This window comes from Bradyrhizobium zhengyangense, from assembly GCF_022012555.1.
Lineage (GTDB): Bacteria > Pseudomonadota > Alphaproteobacteria > Rhizobiales > Xanthobacteraceae > Bradyrhizobium > Bradyrhizobium zhengyangense.
In genome coordinates this window covers 23,699-38,041 of the sequence record NZ_JAKLTZ010000004.1, presented here as the reverse complement: position 1 = coordinate 38,041, position 14,343 = coordinate 23,699, and the positions used below count along the sequence as shown (strand labels likewise).

The window sequence follows — 14,343 nt, the reverse complement described above, 5'->3', positions numbered from 1 at the left end:
GAGGTGTCGTCAGGAGGAATGGTCCGCCTGATCGTCACGGGGCTCGGTTGCGAATGGCCATGCTGGGGGAAAGCATGCACACTCGTCCTGATGGTGTTGCCGTCGCCGATAACCGGCAATCGATTCCGTCGGCGACCTGCATCGATTCGTCTCATGATCTCGAAGTCGGGCAATGCGTCACGCGCATGCGGCTGCTGGTCGCGGCAGGCTTCGCGGTGACGCTGCTCAGTGCAAGCCTTGCTTTCGACTGGTGGGGCGAGATCGCACCCTATGACACGACGATAGGCTATCTCGGCGTCGCTCTGTTCGGCCCTGTGACCGCCTGGTTGATCTGGATGCTGCCGGCCGAGCGCGGGCCGGTGGTGATCGTCACCCTCTTCGGCATCCGCGACTTGCGGATAGGCAATGAGTTTCTGCTCTGGGAGTCGATTGCTGATGTCTCGGCTGAGGAATGCCGCGGCCGCAAGGCGATTGTGCTGACACCGACGCCTGCCTTGCAGCGACAGCTTTCCTACATCCGTGCCGCCACGCGCGGCGCGCAGGATGAACGGATTGTTATCCGTCCGGAGGGGTTGGCGACCGATTTTGACACACTGCTGCGCGCTTGCCGCGATTGCCACGCTGCAGCCAACCCGGCCGCTGCAAACAATCAGGCCATCGCATTGCAGCAGGAAGATGAACGCGGCACCCGCGGGATCGCCTTGCAAGCGTCATAAGTTTGCCGCTCGCAAATCGTCATGTTGCAGTGCCGGAGGAAGGTGCCCCGGTATCGCCCGGATGTGGCGAGCCAGTGACAATTTCTGGAAATACGCCAAGATGGACAGAGATTCGCACAAATTACAGGCAAGTGCCTGTTCGTAATTCAGCGAGTGCCTACCTTGTGCGTTGCGTCGTGTCGGCACCCGGGTGTCCAATGATCGTCATGTGCTCACGCTGATTCGAGAAGCGGCCTGAGGAACGGTCCAGTAACTGCTTTCGTTTCAGCTTGTAGCGGAACTCACGCGGAGAGGGATCATGTACAACGATTCTCTATTCAACGCTTTCGCTCGGTCGTTCGAGGCGAGAAGCCAGCACGACATGTCGATGGCTGAATACCTGGAATCGTGTCGAAGCGATCCCATGAAATACGCCAACGCGGCCGAACGACTACTTGCAGCGATCGGTGAGCCCCAGACAATTGACACGGCCAAGGACCCACGCCTTGGCCGTATTTTTTTGAACCGCACGATCCGGACCTATCCGGCCTTCGCCGGCTTCTACGGCATGGAAGAAACCATCGAGCGCATCGTCGGGTTCTTCCGCCACGCGGCGCAAGGTCTCGAAGAGCGTAAGCAGATCCTCTATCTGCTCGGCCCGGTCGGCGGCGGCAAATCCTCGCTCGCCGAGCGGCTCAAGTCGCTGATGGAAGTGCATCCGATCTACGTGCTCAAGGCCGGCGACGAACTCTCGCCGGTGTTCGAGAGCCCGCTCAGCCTGTTCGATCCCGATCAGCTCGGACCGATGCTGGAAGAGAAGTACGGCATTCCGCGCCGGCGTCTCACCGGTCTGATGAGCCCGTGGTGCTACAAACGCCTCGAGGCCTTCGGCGGCGACATTTCTCAATTCAGGGTCGCAAAAATCCAGCCGTCGCGGCTGCGCCAGATCGCGATCGCCAAGACCGAGCCCGGCGACGAGAACAACCAGGACATCTCCTCGCTGGTCGGCAAGGTCGATATCCGCCAGCTCGAGACCTACGCGCAGAACGATCCCGACGCCTACAGCTATTCCGGCGGCCTCAACCGCGCCAACCAGGGCGTGCTCGAATTCGTCGAAATGTTCAAGGCACCGATCAAGATGCTGCATCCGTTGCTGACCGCAACGCAGGAAGGCAACTATATCGGCACCGAGAATATCGGCGCGATCCCGTTCACCGGCGTCATCCTCGCGCACTCCAACGAAGCGGAGTGGGCGAGCTTCAAGTCGAACAAGAACAACGAAGCCTTCATCGACCGCATCTGCGTCATCAAGGTGCCCTACTGCCTCCGGGTCACCGAGGAGCAGAAGATCTACGAGAAGCTGATCCAGGGGTCCGAGCTCGCGTCCGCGCCGTGTGCGCCCTCGACCTTGGAGACGCTGGCGCGATTCTCGGTGATGTCGCGCCTGCGCAAGCACGAGAATTCCACCGTGTTTGCCAAGATGCGGGTTTATGACGGCGAAAGCCTGAAGGAGTCCGATCCGAAGGCGCGCAGCGTCCAGGAATATCGCGATGCCGCCGGCGTCGACGAAGGCATGGACGGCGTCTCCACCCGCTTCGCCTTCAAGATCTTGGCTGCGACCTTCAACCACGATCCGCAGGAAGTCGCCGCCGACGCCGTGCATCTGATGTACGCGCTGGAGCAGTCGATCCGCCGCGAGCAGCTGCCCGAGGAAGTCGAGAAGCGCTATCTCGAATTCATCAAGGCCGACCTCGCGCCCCGCTACGCCGAGTTCATCGGCAACGAAATCCAGAAGGCCTATCTGGAATCCTACTCGGATTACGGCCAGAACCTGTTCGACCGCTACGTCGATTACGCCGATGCCTGGATCGAGGATCAGGACTTCAAGGACCCCGACACCGGCCAGCTGCTTGATCGCGAGCTTTTGAACCAGGAATTGACGAAAATCGAGAAGCCGGCGGGCATTGCCAACCCCAAGGACTTCCGGAACGAGGTCGTCAAATTCTCGTTACGCTCCCGGGCCCAGAACGGCGGCAAGAATCCGACCTGGACCTCCTATGAGAAGATTCGCGATGTGATCGAAAAGCGGATATTCTCTCAGGTCGAGGACCTGCTTCCGGTCATCTCGTTCGGTTCGAAGAAGGACGGCGAGACGGAGAAGAAGCACGGCGAGTTCGTGGCACGCATGGTGGAGCGCGGCTACACCGAGCGTCAGGTTCGCCGACTGGTCGAATGGTACATGCGCGTGAAGCAAGCCGGTTGAGGCGGATGAGAAAGTGGCCATTCATATTATTGACAGGCGCCTGAATCCAGGCGGCAAGAGTCTTGAGAACCGCCAGCGGTTCTTGCGTCGGGCCAAATCCCTGGTGCAGGGCGCCGTCAAGAAGACCTCGCAGGAACGCGACATCAAGGATGTCCTGGAGGGTGGAGAGGTCACAATCCCGCTCGACGGCATGCACGAGCCGCGTTTCCGCCGTGAAGGCGGGACGCGCGACATGGTACTGCCGGGCAACAAGAAGTTCGTCGAGGGCGACTATCTCCAGCGCCAGGGCCAGGGCAGCGCCAAGGATTCCGGTCCCGGCGAAGGCGACAGCGAAGATGCTTTCCGCTTCGTGCTCAGCCGCGACGAATTCGTCGATCTCTTTCTCGACGATCTCGAGCTGCCTGATCTCGCCAAGCGCAAGATCGCGCAGACCGAGAGCGAAGGCATCCAGCGCGCCGGCTATACCACCTCGGGCTCGCCGGCCAACATCTCGGTCAGCCGTACCGTGAAGCTGGCGCTCGCCCGCCGCATCGCGCTCAAGCGCCCGCGCAAGGACGAGGTCGAGGAGCTGGAAGCCGCGATCGAGGCCTGCACCGACGAGGACGAGCGCGCCGAGCTCATCGCCCGGCTGGAAAAGCTGAAGGCGAAGACCAAGCGCATTCCCTTCATCGATCCGCTCGACATCCGCTATCGCCGCTACGAGAAGGTGCCGCGGCCGGTGGCGCAGGCCGTGATGTTCTGCCTGATGGACGTCTCCGGCTCGATGTCCGAGCACATGAAGGATCTGGCGAAGCGCTTCTACATGCTGCTCTACGTGTTCCTGAAGCGGCGCTACAAGCATGTCGAGATCGTCTTCATCCGCCACACCGATCGCGCCGAGGAGGTCGACGAGCAGACCTTCTTCTATGGCCCGGCCTCCGGCGGTACGCTGGTCTCCAGCGCGCTGCAGGCGATGCACGAGATCGTGCGCGAGCGCTTCAGCCCGGCGGACTGGAATATCTACGCCGCGCAAGCATCCGACGGCGACAACTCCTATTCCGACGGCGAGCTCACCGGCCTGCTGCTGACCGAGAAGATCCTGCCGGTCTGCCAGTTCTTTGCCTATCTCGAGGTCGGCGAGTCGGGCGGCAGCGCCTTCGATCTCTCCGATTCCTCGCTCTGGACCCTCTATGAGCGCCTGCGCAACTCTGGCGCACCGCTCTCGATGCGCAAGGTCAGTGAGCGCAGCGAGATCTTCCCGGTGTTCCACGATCTGTTCCAGCGCCGCGACACTGCCCAGGAGAAAGCCGCTCCATGACGGAACGCTTGTTCGAAGGCGCCGATTGGGATTTCCACACCTTGCAGCGCATCACCGATGCCTGCGAAGAAGTGGCGCTGAAGGATCTCGGGCTCGACGTCTACCCGAACCAGATCGAGGTCATCACCGCCGAGCAGATGCTGGACGCCTATTCGTCCGTCGGCATGCCGCTGTTCTACAAGCACTGGTCGTTCGGCAAGCACTTCGCCTATCACGAGGCCTCGTACCGCAAGGGGCTGATGGGCCTTGCCTATGAGATCGTGATCAACTCCTCGCCCTGCATCTCCTACCTCATGGAGGAGAACACGGCGACGATGCAGACGCTGGTGATCGCGCACGCCGCTTTCGGCCACAACCACTTCTTCAAGAACAATTATCTGTTCAAGCAGTGGACCGATGCGGAAGGGATTCTCGACTATCTGGATTTCGCCAAGAACTACGTCATGCAGTGCGAGGAGCGCTACGGCCGCATCGAGGTCGAGCGCACGCTGGACGCCGCGCACGCGCTGATGTCGCACGGCATCGACCGCTATCCCGGCAAGAAGAAGCTGGATCTGCGCGAGGAGGAGAAACGTGCCGGCCGTCGCCGCCAGCACGAGGAGGAAGTCTTCAACGATCTCTGGCGCACGGTGCCCAAGGGAGCGTCGAAGACGCGGTCCGCGATTTCGCTCGAGCGCCGCCGCAAGCTGCTCGGCCTGCCGCAGGAAAACCTCATCTACTTCCTGGAGAAGAGCGCGCCGCGCCTGGCGCCCTGGCAGCGCGAGCTGTTGCGCATCGTCCGCCACATCGCGCAATATTTCTATCCGCAGAGCCAGACCAAGGTGATGAACGAGGGGACGGCGACCTACGTCCACTATCGCATCATGACCAAGCTGCATCAGCAGGGCCGCATCACCGACGGCAATTTCCTCGAATTCCTGGGCTCGCACACCAATGTGGTGTTCCAGCCTGAATTCGACGATCAGCGCTACTCGGGCTTCAATCCTTACGCGCTCGGCTTCGCCGTGATGCAGGACATCGAGCGCATCGTCACCAATCCGGAAGACGAAGACCGCGAGTGGTTCCCCGATATCGCCGGCAAGGGCGATGTCATGGGCGTGCTGCGCGACGTCTGGGCCAATTATCGCGACGAAAGCTTCATCGGCCAGTTCTTGAGTCCCAGATTGATGCGGCACTTCCGCATGTTCCATCTGCACGACGACCCCGAGGAGCGAGCGGGCATCCGGGTCGACGCCATCCACGACGAGCGCGGTTTCCGCCGCGTCCGCCGCGAGCTGGCACGGCAGCACGATGTCGGCTTCATCGACGCCAATATCGAGGTGGTCGATGTCGATCTCTCCGGCGACCGCCGGCTGATCCTGCATCACCGCGTCATCAAGGGCTCTCAGCTCAACGAGACCGACGCCAAGCGCGTGCTTCAGCATCTCGCCGATCTCTGGACCTACGACGTCGCACTGATCGAGGTCGATGCCAACGACAAGGTGCTGCGCGAATATGTCGTCAGCCCGCGTCCGATCGCGGCGGCGGTAGCCTGAAGCGGACTACGCCTGACGCTTGACGATGAGCCCGACTAGCGCGCCGTCGAAAGTGCGTTCCCTCCCCCACAAGGGGGGAGGGAACGGAGAGAGCATCGCCGTCGGTCGATCTTCGGCTCATCAGGCTTTCTTCGCCGGCTTCTTCTTCGCCTTCGACGCATTCAGCTCCACGGCCGCGCGGATCAGCGCCTTCAGCGCCTTCTCGTCGAGCTTCGCGCCCTCGCTGATATCGATCGCGCGACGCACATTGCCGTCGAGGCTGGAATTGAACAGGCCGGCCGGGTCATCCAGTGCAGCCCCCTTGGCAAAGGTCAGCTTCACGACCGCCTTGTAGGTCTCGCCCGTGCAGATGATCCCATCGTGCTCCCACACGGGAACACCGCGCCATTTCCATTCCTCGATCACATCAGGATCGGCCTCCTTGATCAGCGCGCGGATCCGCTTCAGCATCTCGCCACGCCAGTCGCCGAGCTCCTTGATCCTGATGTCGATGAGTTTCGAGGGGGACGGTCCGTCCGTTTCCTTACTTGCGGTCACGGTCTTCTTCATGACCTCGCCTCGCTGCGGCCGCTGAGATAGGGCAGTGCGAACAGATAGAGCCCGGTCGCGAGCAGCGGGATCAAGGGCACGAAGGCCATCAGGCCAATCCACGTCGCCTGAATCTGCATGGTCAGCGCAACGATGTTGGCGATCACGGCAAGCGTAAAGGCAATGGACAGCCAGCGATGGATCTGCCGGATCCACAGGTTCGAGCTCATTTCAATCTCCTGTCGGGAATGTTGGGAACGGATGCGCGTGGCTGGGCTATTCGGCTCGAGCCAGCAACTCGTCCAGCTTGGTGAAAAACTGCTTCCAGCCGGCATGCGCGCCGCCATAGGCCTGCTTCTGGCTGGGGCGGAAGCCCGCCTGCTCGACACGCAGATGCGTGCCTCCCCCTTGCGGGGTCAGCGTGAAGGTCACCACGCTTCTGAGATCGTAGGCCGCGTCCTCATGGGTGAAATTCCAGGTGTAGGCGAGGGAGCGCTGCGGCTCGATGGCGAGCACCTCGCAATCCAGCACGCCGCCCCATTCGCCGCGCAGATTGAAGCGGTGACCGACTTCAGGCTTGAAGTCGTTCTTCATCAGCCATTCCTCGATCAGATGCGGCTGCGTCAGCGCGCGCCACAGCCGCTCCGGCGGATAGGCGAACTCGCGCTCGATGATCATGGAACGTGTTTCGGTCGCAGCCCCAGTCATTGGTCCATCCTCTTCAGGAGATCGTCGAGCGCATCGAGCCGGTTTTGCCAGAAGCCGGCCATCTGGCTGGTCCAGTCGATCAGCGGATCAAGCGCGGCCGGCTGCGCGCTGTAGTGGGTCTGACGTCCCTCGTGACGGTCGCGCACGAGGCCCGCCTGCTTCAGCGCGCCCAGATGCTTTGAAACCGCCGGCTGGGAAACGCCTGATAGCGCCGTCAGTGCCCCGACCGTCTGCTCCCCCTCGCGGCACAGCCGCTCGAAGATCGCCCGCCGGGTCGGGTCGGCCAGGGTCCTGAACAGAAGGTCTGGGGTGGCGGACATGGGAATCCATAACCATGAAGTTATGGATTAATTCATAACCGTGGAGTTATGGGTCTGTCAAGTGCGGCCGGGAGAGTGATGGTGGCTTGCGCAGCCCTCTCTCTGCGAGGAGCTCGCGACAAAATTGCGAAGCAATTTTGCGCTGATGCGACGAAGCAATCCAGACTATCCCCGCGGAGGGATTCTGGATTGCTTCGCTACGCTCGCAATGACGGGGGATGGCGCGGACGCTCACGCCCCTCAGGGCCGCAAATACAGATATCCCTGAGACTGCAGTTCGGCCAAACGAACCACGCCGCCTTTCTCGGCACTCACGAATCCCGGCAGCAGATCCGTCAGCGTGATGTTCTGTGCCTTCATGGTGTTGCCGCAGGCGGCGAGCTCGACGCCGTCCTTCGCGAAGTTGCTGATCCGTCCGCTGACGTCAGGGTTGGCCTGCGCCTGATGGAACGCCTTCAGCGCCGGTCCGTGGATGACAAGCGCGAGGGTGACATGGTCGGGGCCGCCGACGCCGTCGATGTGGTTCTGGATGTTGCCGAGCACGAAATTGACCTTGTCGGCGTCGCTGAGGTGATAGACCACCTTCAGCTTGTCTGACTTTACAGCTTCAGTCGCAGCTTTTTCGGTCGCAGCCTTCGCGCGCGAAGCGGCAAAGGCTGCGCCCAGCGCCGAGACGGTGCTCCACAAGATGTTCCGGCGGTTCATGGCAATCTCCCGATTTTGCCCGACAGATATCACTTGTGGCGGAGCGCGGCGAGTTCCTTGCGGTCGGTCGCCAGCGCGGCGCACTCGCTGGTGTCGGTGCGGTCGAGGCGGAAAATCCCGTCGTCGCTGCCCGCGACCAGTGTTCGGTCTTCATCTTCAGTCGGCTGATTGTGCAGCCAGATCCTGACGCTCTCCAGCCGCACGACCGCCGATTTGTCGTCCGTCGACAGCGCGATACCGACGCCGCCGCCCTCGCAATCGACACCGCAGCCGAGCCTGACCTCATTACCTTCCTTGGTGAGCACCGTGTGGTGACAGGAGCCGCTGGAATCGAAATCGCCGCTGCGGTGGCGATAGCGGAAGCCGATCCGGAACGAGTTGTGCAGCTGCTTGTCCTCGCCGTCGGCCTCCGCGGAGACCAGCAGCTTCATGGACGCGACCTTCTGCTTGGGATGCCGCGCCAGATGCTCGGCATCGTAGCGGCGGACGAAGCAGGCATAGGCCGTCTTGCCTGGAGTGCCCGCATACATCCGTGCATTGAAGGTCTCGGCTTCGGTCTTGCTCGCCTCGCGAAAGTCGTCGGCCTCCTCGGCCCGGGCAGCGCCGATGCAGGCCACGAAGGCAAGCGGAAGGATGAGGGCAAGTTTCATGATCGTACCGCCGGCGTCAGGCATTTCGGGCCCGCATCGGGACGGTGAGGGGCCAACCAGCGGTTAGTCGCAAGCCGCACGCGGCGCGTTCAACCGCACGCCCGGCCGGCAGCCTCGCGCAAGGTTCCAGGCTTACCCCTTGCGACGGGGCGCAGAAAAACCCCGGTTGTTGCAAATGGCTGGAGGCGCTTGAACATGTCCGAAAGTCAGAACTTGCCCAATCTTGCGATCGGCTATTCCCTGGCCAGGTCGTTGAAGGTACTCGGCGCGGGCCTGCTGCTGACGCTGCTCTGCGCCGCCGTCGCATTCAACTGGCTCCACGGCAAGGAGATCAGCTCGCTCCAGATCGTGATCTGCTCCGCCGGCGTTGCGCTGTTCGGCTTTGCGACCTGCCAGGCCATCTGGCGGCTGGTCTCCGCCCGCGAGCCGGTCGTCTTCATCACCCGCGTCGGCATCCGCGACACCAGGATCGCCGACGACACCATCGTCTGGCGATCGGTGCGGGACATCCTGGTCTGGCAGTTGCGCACCCAGAGGATCGTGGTGCTGAAGGTTGATCCCCTCGTTGCCGAACAGTTTGCCGGAGGCATGCTGAAGCACATCGTAACGCTGATGAACAAGGCGCTCGGTGCCGACGGCGTGATCGTCAATGCCGGCGGCCTGACCATGGACGCCGAGACCTTGTGCGAAACCTGCAAGCAGTACTGGTCGGCCAGCCGGCTCGCCACCTCGCGCCGCGTTGCGCCGGAGCCCGTCAGCTAGCGACCGATCGTGCGGCCGATCCAGTCAACGCCTCAGCGCAGGCTGGCGTTGATCTTGTCCAGCACCGCCGAGCCCGGGCACAGCGTATCCGCTTCCAGCGTGTTGAGCGGTGTTTCGACCGTGTTGAGATGGGTGTGCAGATCGTCCGCATCGGGGTCGACGTACAGGAGCCCGGTGACGATCTGGCCCTTGGCGGCGTGCTTGGCAAGGAAGGTCTGGGCGCCGAGCCGGTCATGCGGATCGTAATCGGCGTCGATCTTGCGCAGCGCGATCTTGCTGCCGTCATGCTGTTCGACCACCTGCACAGTACCAGGCGCATAGTCCACCGCGATCGGATCGCGGCCGACCAGCACGTCTAGCCGGTTCACGGCGTCGTTGTGCTCGCGGACATAGTCAAAGCTCTTGGTCGAGCCGGCATGGTTGTTGAAGGCGATGCAGGGGCTGATGACGTCGATGAAGGACGCGCCCTTGTGGCCAATCGCAGCCGCGATCAGCGGCACCAGCTGGCTCTTGTCGCCGGAGAATGAGCGCGCCACGAAGGTGGCGCCGAGCTGCAGCGCGATCGCGACGAGGTCGATGGCGTTGTCGGTGTTGGTCACGCCCTTCTTCGACTTCGAGCCGCGGTCGGCGGTTGCCGAGAACTGGCCCTTGGTCAGGCCGTAGACGCCGTTGTTCTCGACGATATAGGTCATGTTGACGCCGCGCCGGATCGAATGCGCGAACTGGCCGAAGCCGATCGAGGCGGAATCGCCGTCGCCGGAGACGCCGAGGTAGATCAGATCGCGATTGGCGAGGTTGGCGCCCGTCAACACCGAGGGCATGCGGCCGTGCACGGAGTTGAAGCCGTGCGAATTGCCAAGGAAGTAATCCGGCGTCTTCGAGGAGCAGCCGATGCCGGAGATTTTTGCCACCCGGTGCGGTTCGATCGAGAGCTCGTAGCAGGCCTCGATGATCGAGGCCGTAATCGAGTCATGGCCGCAGCCGGCGCATAGCGTCGAGATCTTGCCTTCGTAGTCGCGATGCGTGTAGCCGAGTTCGTTCTTCTTCAGGCTCGGATGATGGAATTTCGGCTTGGCAATATAGGTCATGATACGGCCTTGCGGAGCGGGGTCACCTTGAGGTGATCCTGGTGGTCGCCAATGGCTTTTGCGATGAAGCGGGCGGTGATCGGGGTGCCGTCATAATGCACGATCGGCACGAGGCGGACGGGATCGATGCCGTTCTCGTTGACGATCAGCTGGCGGAGCTGGCTGTCGCGGTTCTGCTCGACGACATAGACGAAGTCGTGCTCGGCGAGGAAGCTCGCAACGCTCGAATGGAAAGGGAAGGCGCGGATGCGCAGCCGATCGAGCTGATGCCCGCGCGCCTCCAACAGGCCGATCGCCTCGTCCATCGCCGGCGAGGTCGAGCCGAAATAGATCACGCCATATTTGGTCGGCCGTTCCGCATTGGCCTGCAGCGGCCGCGGCACGAGGTCCTGCGCGGTCTCGAACTTGCGCACGAGCCGCTGCATATTGTCGGCATAAACCGAACCTTCCTCGGAATAGCGCGCATAGCGGTCGCGCGAGGTGCCGCGGGTGAAATAGGAGCCCTTGGTCGGATGGGTGCCGGGATAGGTGCGGTAGGGGATGCCGTCGCCGTCGACGTCGAGATAGCGGCCGAAGTCGCGGCCCTCTTCCAGCATCTCCGCGGTCATCACCTTGCCGCGGTCATACTGCCTGGCATCGTCCCATTTCAGCGGGCGGCAGAGCCGGTGGTTCATGCCGATGTCGAGGTCCAGCATCAGGAAGATCGTGGTCTGCAGCCGCTCGGCGAGATCGAAGGCGGCCGCCGCAAACTCGAACGCCTCAGCGGGATCTTCGGGGAACAGCAGCACATGCTTGGTGTCGCCATGCGAGGCATACGCACAAGCGATGATGTCGCATTGCTGGGTGCGGGTCGGCATGCCCGTCGAGGGGCCGGCGCGCTGGATGTTCATGATCACGGCCGGAATCTCGGCGAAATAGGAGAGGCCGATGAACTCGGTCATCAGCGAGATGCCCGGGCCCGAGGTCGCGGTGAAGGCGCGGGCGCCGTTCCACGAGGCGCCGATGACGATGCCGATCGAGGCCAACTCGTCCTCGCCCTGCACGATCGCGTACTTCGCCTTGCCCGTTTCCGGATCGTGCCGGTACTTCTTGCAATGGGCGGTGAAGGCTTCAGCCACCGACGAGGACGGCGTGATCGGATACCACGCGCACACCGTGGCACCGCCATAGACGGCGCCGAGCGCGGCGGCGCTGTTGCCCTCGATGAAGATGCGGTCACCGACCTTGTCGGATTTCCTGATCCGCAGCCCGATCGGGCATTTCAAATTCTGCAGCGCCCAGTCGCGGCCCAGATGCAGCGCGTGGACGTTGGAGGAGAGCAGCTTCTCCTTGCCCTTGTACTGCTCGCCGATCAGCTGCTCGATCAGCTTCGGGTCCATCTCCAGCAGCGCTGAGAGTGCGCCGAGATAGATGATGTTCTTGAACAGCTGGCGCTGGCGCGGATCGGTGTAGGTCGAGTTCGTGATCGCGGTCAGGGGCACGCCGATCACGGTGATATCGTCGCGGAATTTTGTCGACGGCATCGGCTTGGTGGAATCGTAGAACAGATAGCCGCCGGGCTCGATGCCGGCGACGTCCTTGTCCCAGGTCTGCGGGTTCATCGCCACCATCATGTCGACGCCGCCGCGGGCGCCGAGATGGCCGTCTTCCGTCACCCGCACCTCGTACCAGGTCGGCAGGCCCTGGATGTTGGAGGGGAAGATGTTGCGAGGGCTGACAGGCACGCCGTGGCGCAGGATAGCGCGCGCGAACATTTCGTTCGCGCTGGCCGAGCCCGAGCCGTTGACGTTGGCAAAGCGGACGACGAAGTCGTTTACGCTGCTGATCGGCTTTTTGTCGGACATGTCGAACCTGCGTGAGTCATCTCGATTAGATATTTCTGCATGTCCCAGGCGCCGGTGGGACAACGCTCGGCGCACAGCCCGCAATGCAGGCAGACGTCCTCGTCCTTGACCATCACGCGCCCGGTCTTGAGATCGCTGGACACGTAGAGGTCCTGGTCCGGATGCGGGGAGGGCGCCTTCAGGCGCGTGCGCAGGTCGCTCTCCTCGCCATTATGGGTGAAGGTGATGCAATCCATCGGGCAGATGTCGACGCAAGCATCGCACTCGATGCAGAGCGAGGTCGAGAACACCGTCTGGACGTCGCAGTTCAGGCAGCGATGCGCTTCGCCGAGCGCGAGCTTGACGTCGTAGCCGAGCTCGACCTCGGTCTTGATGTCCTTCAGCGCGACCACCTTGTCGCGATGCGGCACCTTGAAGCGCTTGTCGATGGAGATGTCGTTGTCATAGCTCCATTCGTGGATGCCCATCTTCTGCGAGGAGACATGCACATCCGGCAGCGGCCGCTCGGTGATGTCCTCGCCCGACAGCATCTTGTGGATCGACAGCGCGGCGTCGTGACCCTGCGCCACTGCCCAGATGATGTTCTTGGGCCCGAACGCGGCGTCGCCGCCGAAGAACACCTTTGGATTCGTCGAGACGAAGGTCTTCGGATCGACCTTGGGCATGTGCCATTTGTCGAACTCGATGCCGCAATCCTGCTCGATCCAGGGGAAAGCGTTCTCCTGCCCGACCGCGACCAGCACGTCGTCGCAGGGAATGGTCTGATCGGGATCGCCCGAAGGCACCAGATTACGGCGGCCCTTTGCGTCGTATTCGGCCTTGACGTGCTGGAAGGTGACGCCGATCAGCTTGCCGGCGACATGCTTGAATTCCACCGGCACCATGTAGTTGAGGATCGGGATATCCTCGTGGATCGCGTCTTCCTTCTCCCAGGGCGAGGCCTTCATCTCCTCGAAGCCGGAACGTACGATCACCATGACTTTCTCGCCGCCGAGACGGCGCGCGGTGCGGCAGCAATCCATCGCGGTGTTGCCGCCGCCGAGCACGATGACGCGCTTGCCGATCTTGTCGGTATGGCCGAACGACACCGAGGATAGCCAGTCGATGCCGATATGGATGTTGGCGGCGGCCTCTTTCCGGCCGGGAATGTCGAGCTCGCGGCCGCGTGGAGCGCCGGAGCCGACGAAGATCGCGTCGTATTTCTCAGCGAGCAGCGCCTTCATGCTCTCGATGCGATGACCGCCTTTGAACTCGACACCGAGGTTGAGGATATAGCCGGTCTCCTCGTCGATGACGGAATTGGGCAGGCGGAATTTCGGGATCTGCGTCCGCATCATGCCGCCGGCTTCAGGATCGCCGTCGAACACCGTGCAGTGATAGCCGAGCGGCGCCAGATCGCGCGCCACCGTCAGCGAGGCGGGGCCCCCGCCGACGAACGCAACGCGCTTGCCGTTCTTCGGGCCGGGATGTGGCAGGCGCTGCTTGATGTCGTCCTTGAAGTCGGCAGCGACACGCTTGAGGCGGCAGATCGCCACCGGCGTCTCCTCGACGCGTCCGCGGCGGCATGCCGGTTCGCATGGACGATCGCAGGTGCGTCCCAGGATCCCGGGAAACACGTTCGATTTCCAATTGATCATGTAGGCGTCGCTGTAGCGGCCTTGCGCGATCAGTCGGATGTATTCGGGAACCGGGGTGTGCGCTGGACAGGCCCACTGACAATCGACCACTTTGTGAAAGTAGTCGGGGGCCGCGATATCGGTCGGTTTCATTCCTACCCTCGTCCGCGCAGGCTCAAAGACCTGGCGGCCTCTTCTTGAGCTTGTCGACGCTTAACGCGCGGCGATCTGGTTTCTGAATGACGTCATTGGGTTAGCTTATTAGAACTGTTCCGGAGCACAACGGCAAATTTGCGCGCTTCCCCTCTTTCATGGGAGCCAAGCGTGCACAG

At 62.4% G+C, this 14,343-nt stretch carries 14 protein-coding genes; 5 read left to right on the top strand and 9 right to left on the bottom strand.

Annotated elements, in window-relative coordinates; genetic code table 11:
* Window positions 1-53 precede the first annotated feature (53 nt).
* From L6639_RS15745 to L6639_RS15730, 4 genes are all read left to right on the top strand, one after another.
* Window positions 54-716, top strand: coding sequence for an STM3941 family protein (locus tag L6639_RS15745; RefSeq protein WP_237862623.1), 663 nt, complete (start codon window positions 54-56; stop codon window positions 714-716).
* Between the two features lie 298 nt (window positions 717-1,014).
* Window positions 1,015-2,958 (top strand): PrkA family serine protein kinase, encoded by a 1,944-nt coding sequence (locus tag L6639_RS15740; protein ID WP_237862622.1) that lies wholly within the window; start codon window positions 1,015-1,017, stop codon window positions 2,956-2,958.
* A gap of 19 nt (window positions 2,959-2,977) precedes the next feature.
* Entirely contained in the window at window positions 2,978-4,255 is a 1,278-nt protein-coding gene (locus L6639_RS15735; RefSeq protein WP_237863328.1) for a YeaH/YhbH family protein, read from the top strand.
* The gene (locus L6639_RS15730) at window positions 4,252-5,790 is read left to right on the top strand and encodes a SpoVR family protein (RefSeq protein WP_237862621.1); all 1,539 of its coding nucleotides are present in this window, start codon (window positions 4,252-4,254) and stop codon (window positions 5,788-5,790) included. The genes L6639_RS15735 and L6639_RS15730 overlap by 4 nt, the downstream gene beginning before the upstream one ends.
* Window positions 5,791-5,910: 120 nt before the next feature.
* Here the strand turns inward: L6639_RS15730 and L6639_RS15725 are convergent, their stop codons facing one another.
* The 6 genes from L6639_RS15725 to L6639_RS15700 all read right to left on the bottom strand — a co-directional run bounded on the left by L6639_RS15725 (window position 5,911) and on the right by L6639_RS15700 (window position 8,701).
* Window positions 5,911-6,339 carry a DUF1801 domain-containing protein gene (locus tag L6639_RS15725; RefSeq protein WP_237862620.1) on the bottom strand — a complete coding sequence of 143 codons (429 nt, stop codon included), beginning with the start codon at window positions 6,337-6,339 and terminating at the stop codon, window positions 5,911-5,913.
* Window positions 6,336-6,548, bottom strand: coding sequence for a hypothetical protein (locus tag L6639_RS15720; RefSeq protein WP_237862619.1), 213 nt, complete (start codon window positions 6,546-6,548; stop codon window positions 6,336-6,338). Before L6639_RS15720 ends, L6639_RS15725 begins: the two co-directional genes overlap by 4 nt.
* 46 nt (window positions 6,549-6,594) lie before the next feature.
* Window positions 6,595-7,026, bottom strand: a complete 432-nt coding sequence (locus L6639_RS15715) for an SRPBCC family protein (RefSeq protein ID WP_237862618.1) — start codon at window positions 7,024-7,026, stop codon at window positions 6,595-6,597.
* On the bottom strand, window positions 7,023-7,346 hold the full coding sequence (locus L6639_RS15710; protein ID WP_237862617.1) for an ArsR/SmtB family transcription factor: 324 nt from the start codon (window positions 7,344-7,346) through the stop codon (window positions 7,023-7,025). Before L6639_RS15710 ends, L6639_RS15715 begins: the two co-directional genes overlap by 4 nt.
* Before the next feature lie 240 nt (window positions 7,347-7,586).
* Window positions 7,587-8,051, bottom strand: a complete 465-nt coding sequence (locus tag L6639_RS15705; RefSeq protein WP_237862616.1) for a DsrE family protein — start codon at window positions 8,049-8,051, stop codon at window positions 7,587-7,589.
* Window positions 8,052-8,080: 29 nt separating this feature from the next.
* Window positions 8,081-8,701 carry a hypothetical protein gene (locus L6639_RS15700; protein ID WP_237862615.1) on the bottom strand — a complete coding sequence of 207 codons (621 nt, stop codon included), beginning with the start codon at window positions 8,699-8,701 and terminating at the stop codon, window positions 8,081-8,083.
* A gap of 195 nt (window positions 8,702-8,896) precedes the next feature.
* Here L6639_RS15700 and L6639_RS15695 point away from each other — a divergent pair, with 195 nt between their 5' ends.
* Window positions 8,897-9,463, top strand: coding sequence for an STM3941 family protein (locus L6639_RS15695; RefSeq protein WP_237862614.1), 567 nt, complete (start codon window positions 8,897-8,899; stop codon window positions 9,461-9,463).
* A gap of 32 nt (window positions 9,464-9,495) precedes the next feature.
* Here the strand turns inward: L6639_RS15695 and L6639_RS15690 are convergent, their stop codons facing one another.
* The 3 genes from L6639_RS15690 to L6639_RS15680 are packed head-to-tail and all read right to left on the bottom strand — an operon-like array spanning window position 9,496 to window position 14,164.
* The gene (locus L6639_RS15690) at window positions 9,496-10,551 is read right to left on the bottom strand and encodes a 2-oxoacid:ferredoxin oxidoreductase subunit beta (protein ID WP_237862613.1); all 1,056 of its coding nucleotides are present in this window, start codon (window positions 10,549-10,551) and stop codon (window positions 9,496-9,498) included.
* Entirely contained in the window at window positions 10,548-12,395 is a 1,848-nt protein-coding gene (locus L6639_RS15685) for a 2-oxoacid:acceptor oxidoreductase subunit alpha (protein WP_237862612.1), read from the bottom strand. The genes L6639_RS15690 and L6639_RS15685 overlap by 4 nt, the downstream gene beginning before the upstream one ends.
* Window positions 12,365-14,164, bottom strand: a complete 1,800-nt coding sequence (locus L6639_RS15680) for an FAD-dependent oxidoreductase (RefSeq protein WP_237862611.1) — start codon at window positions 14,162-14,164, stop codon at window positions 12,365-12,367. The genes L6639_RS15685 and L6639_RS15680 overlap by 31 nt, the downstream gene beginning before the upstream one ends.
* Window positions 14,165-14,343: the final 179 nt, after the last annotated feature.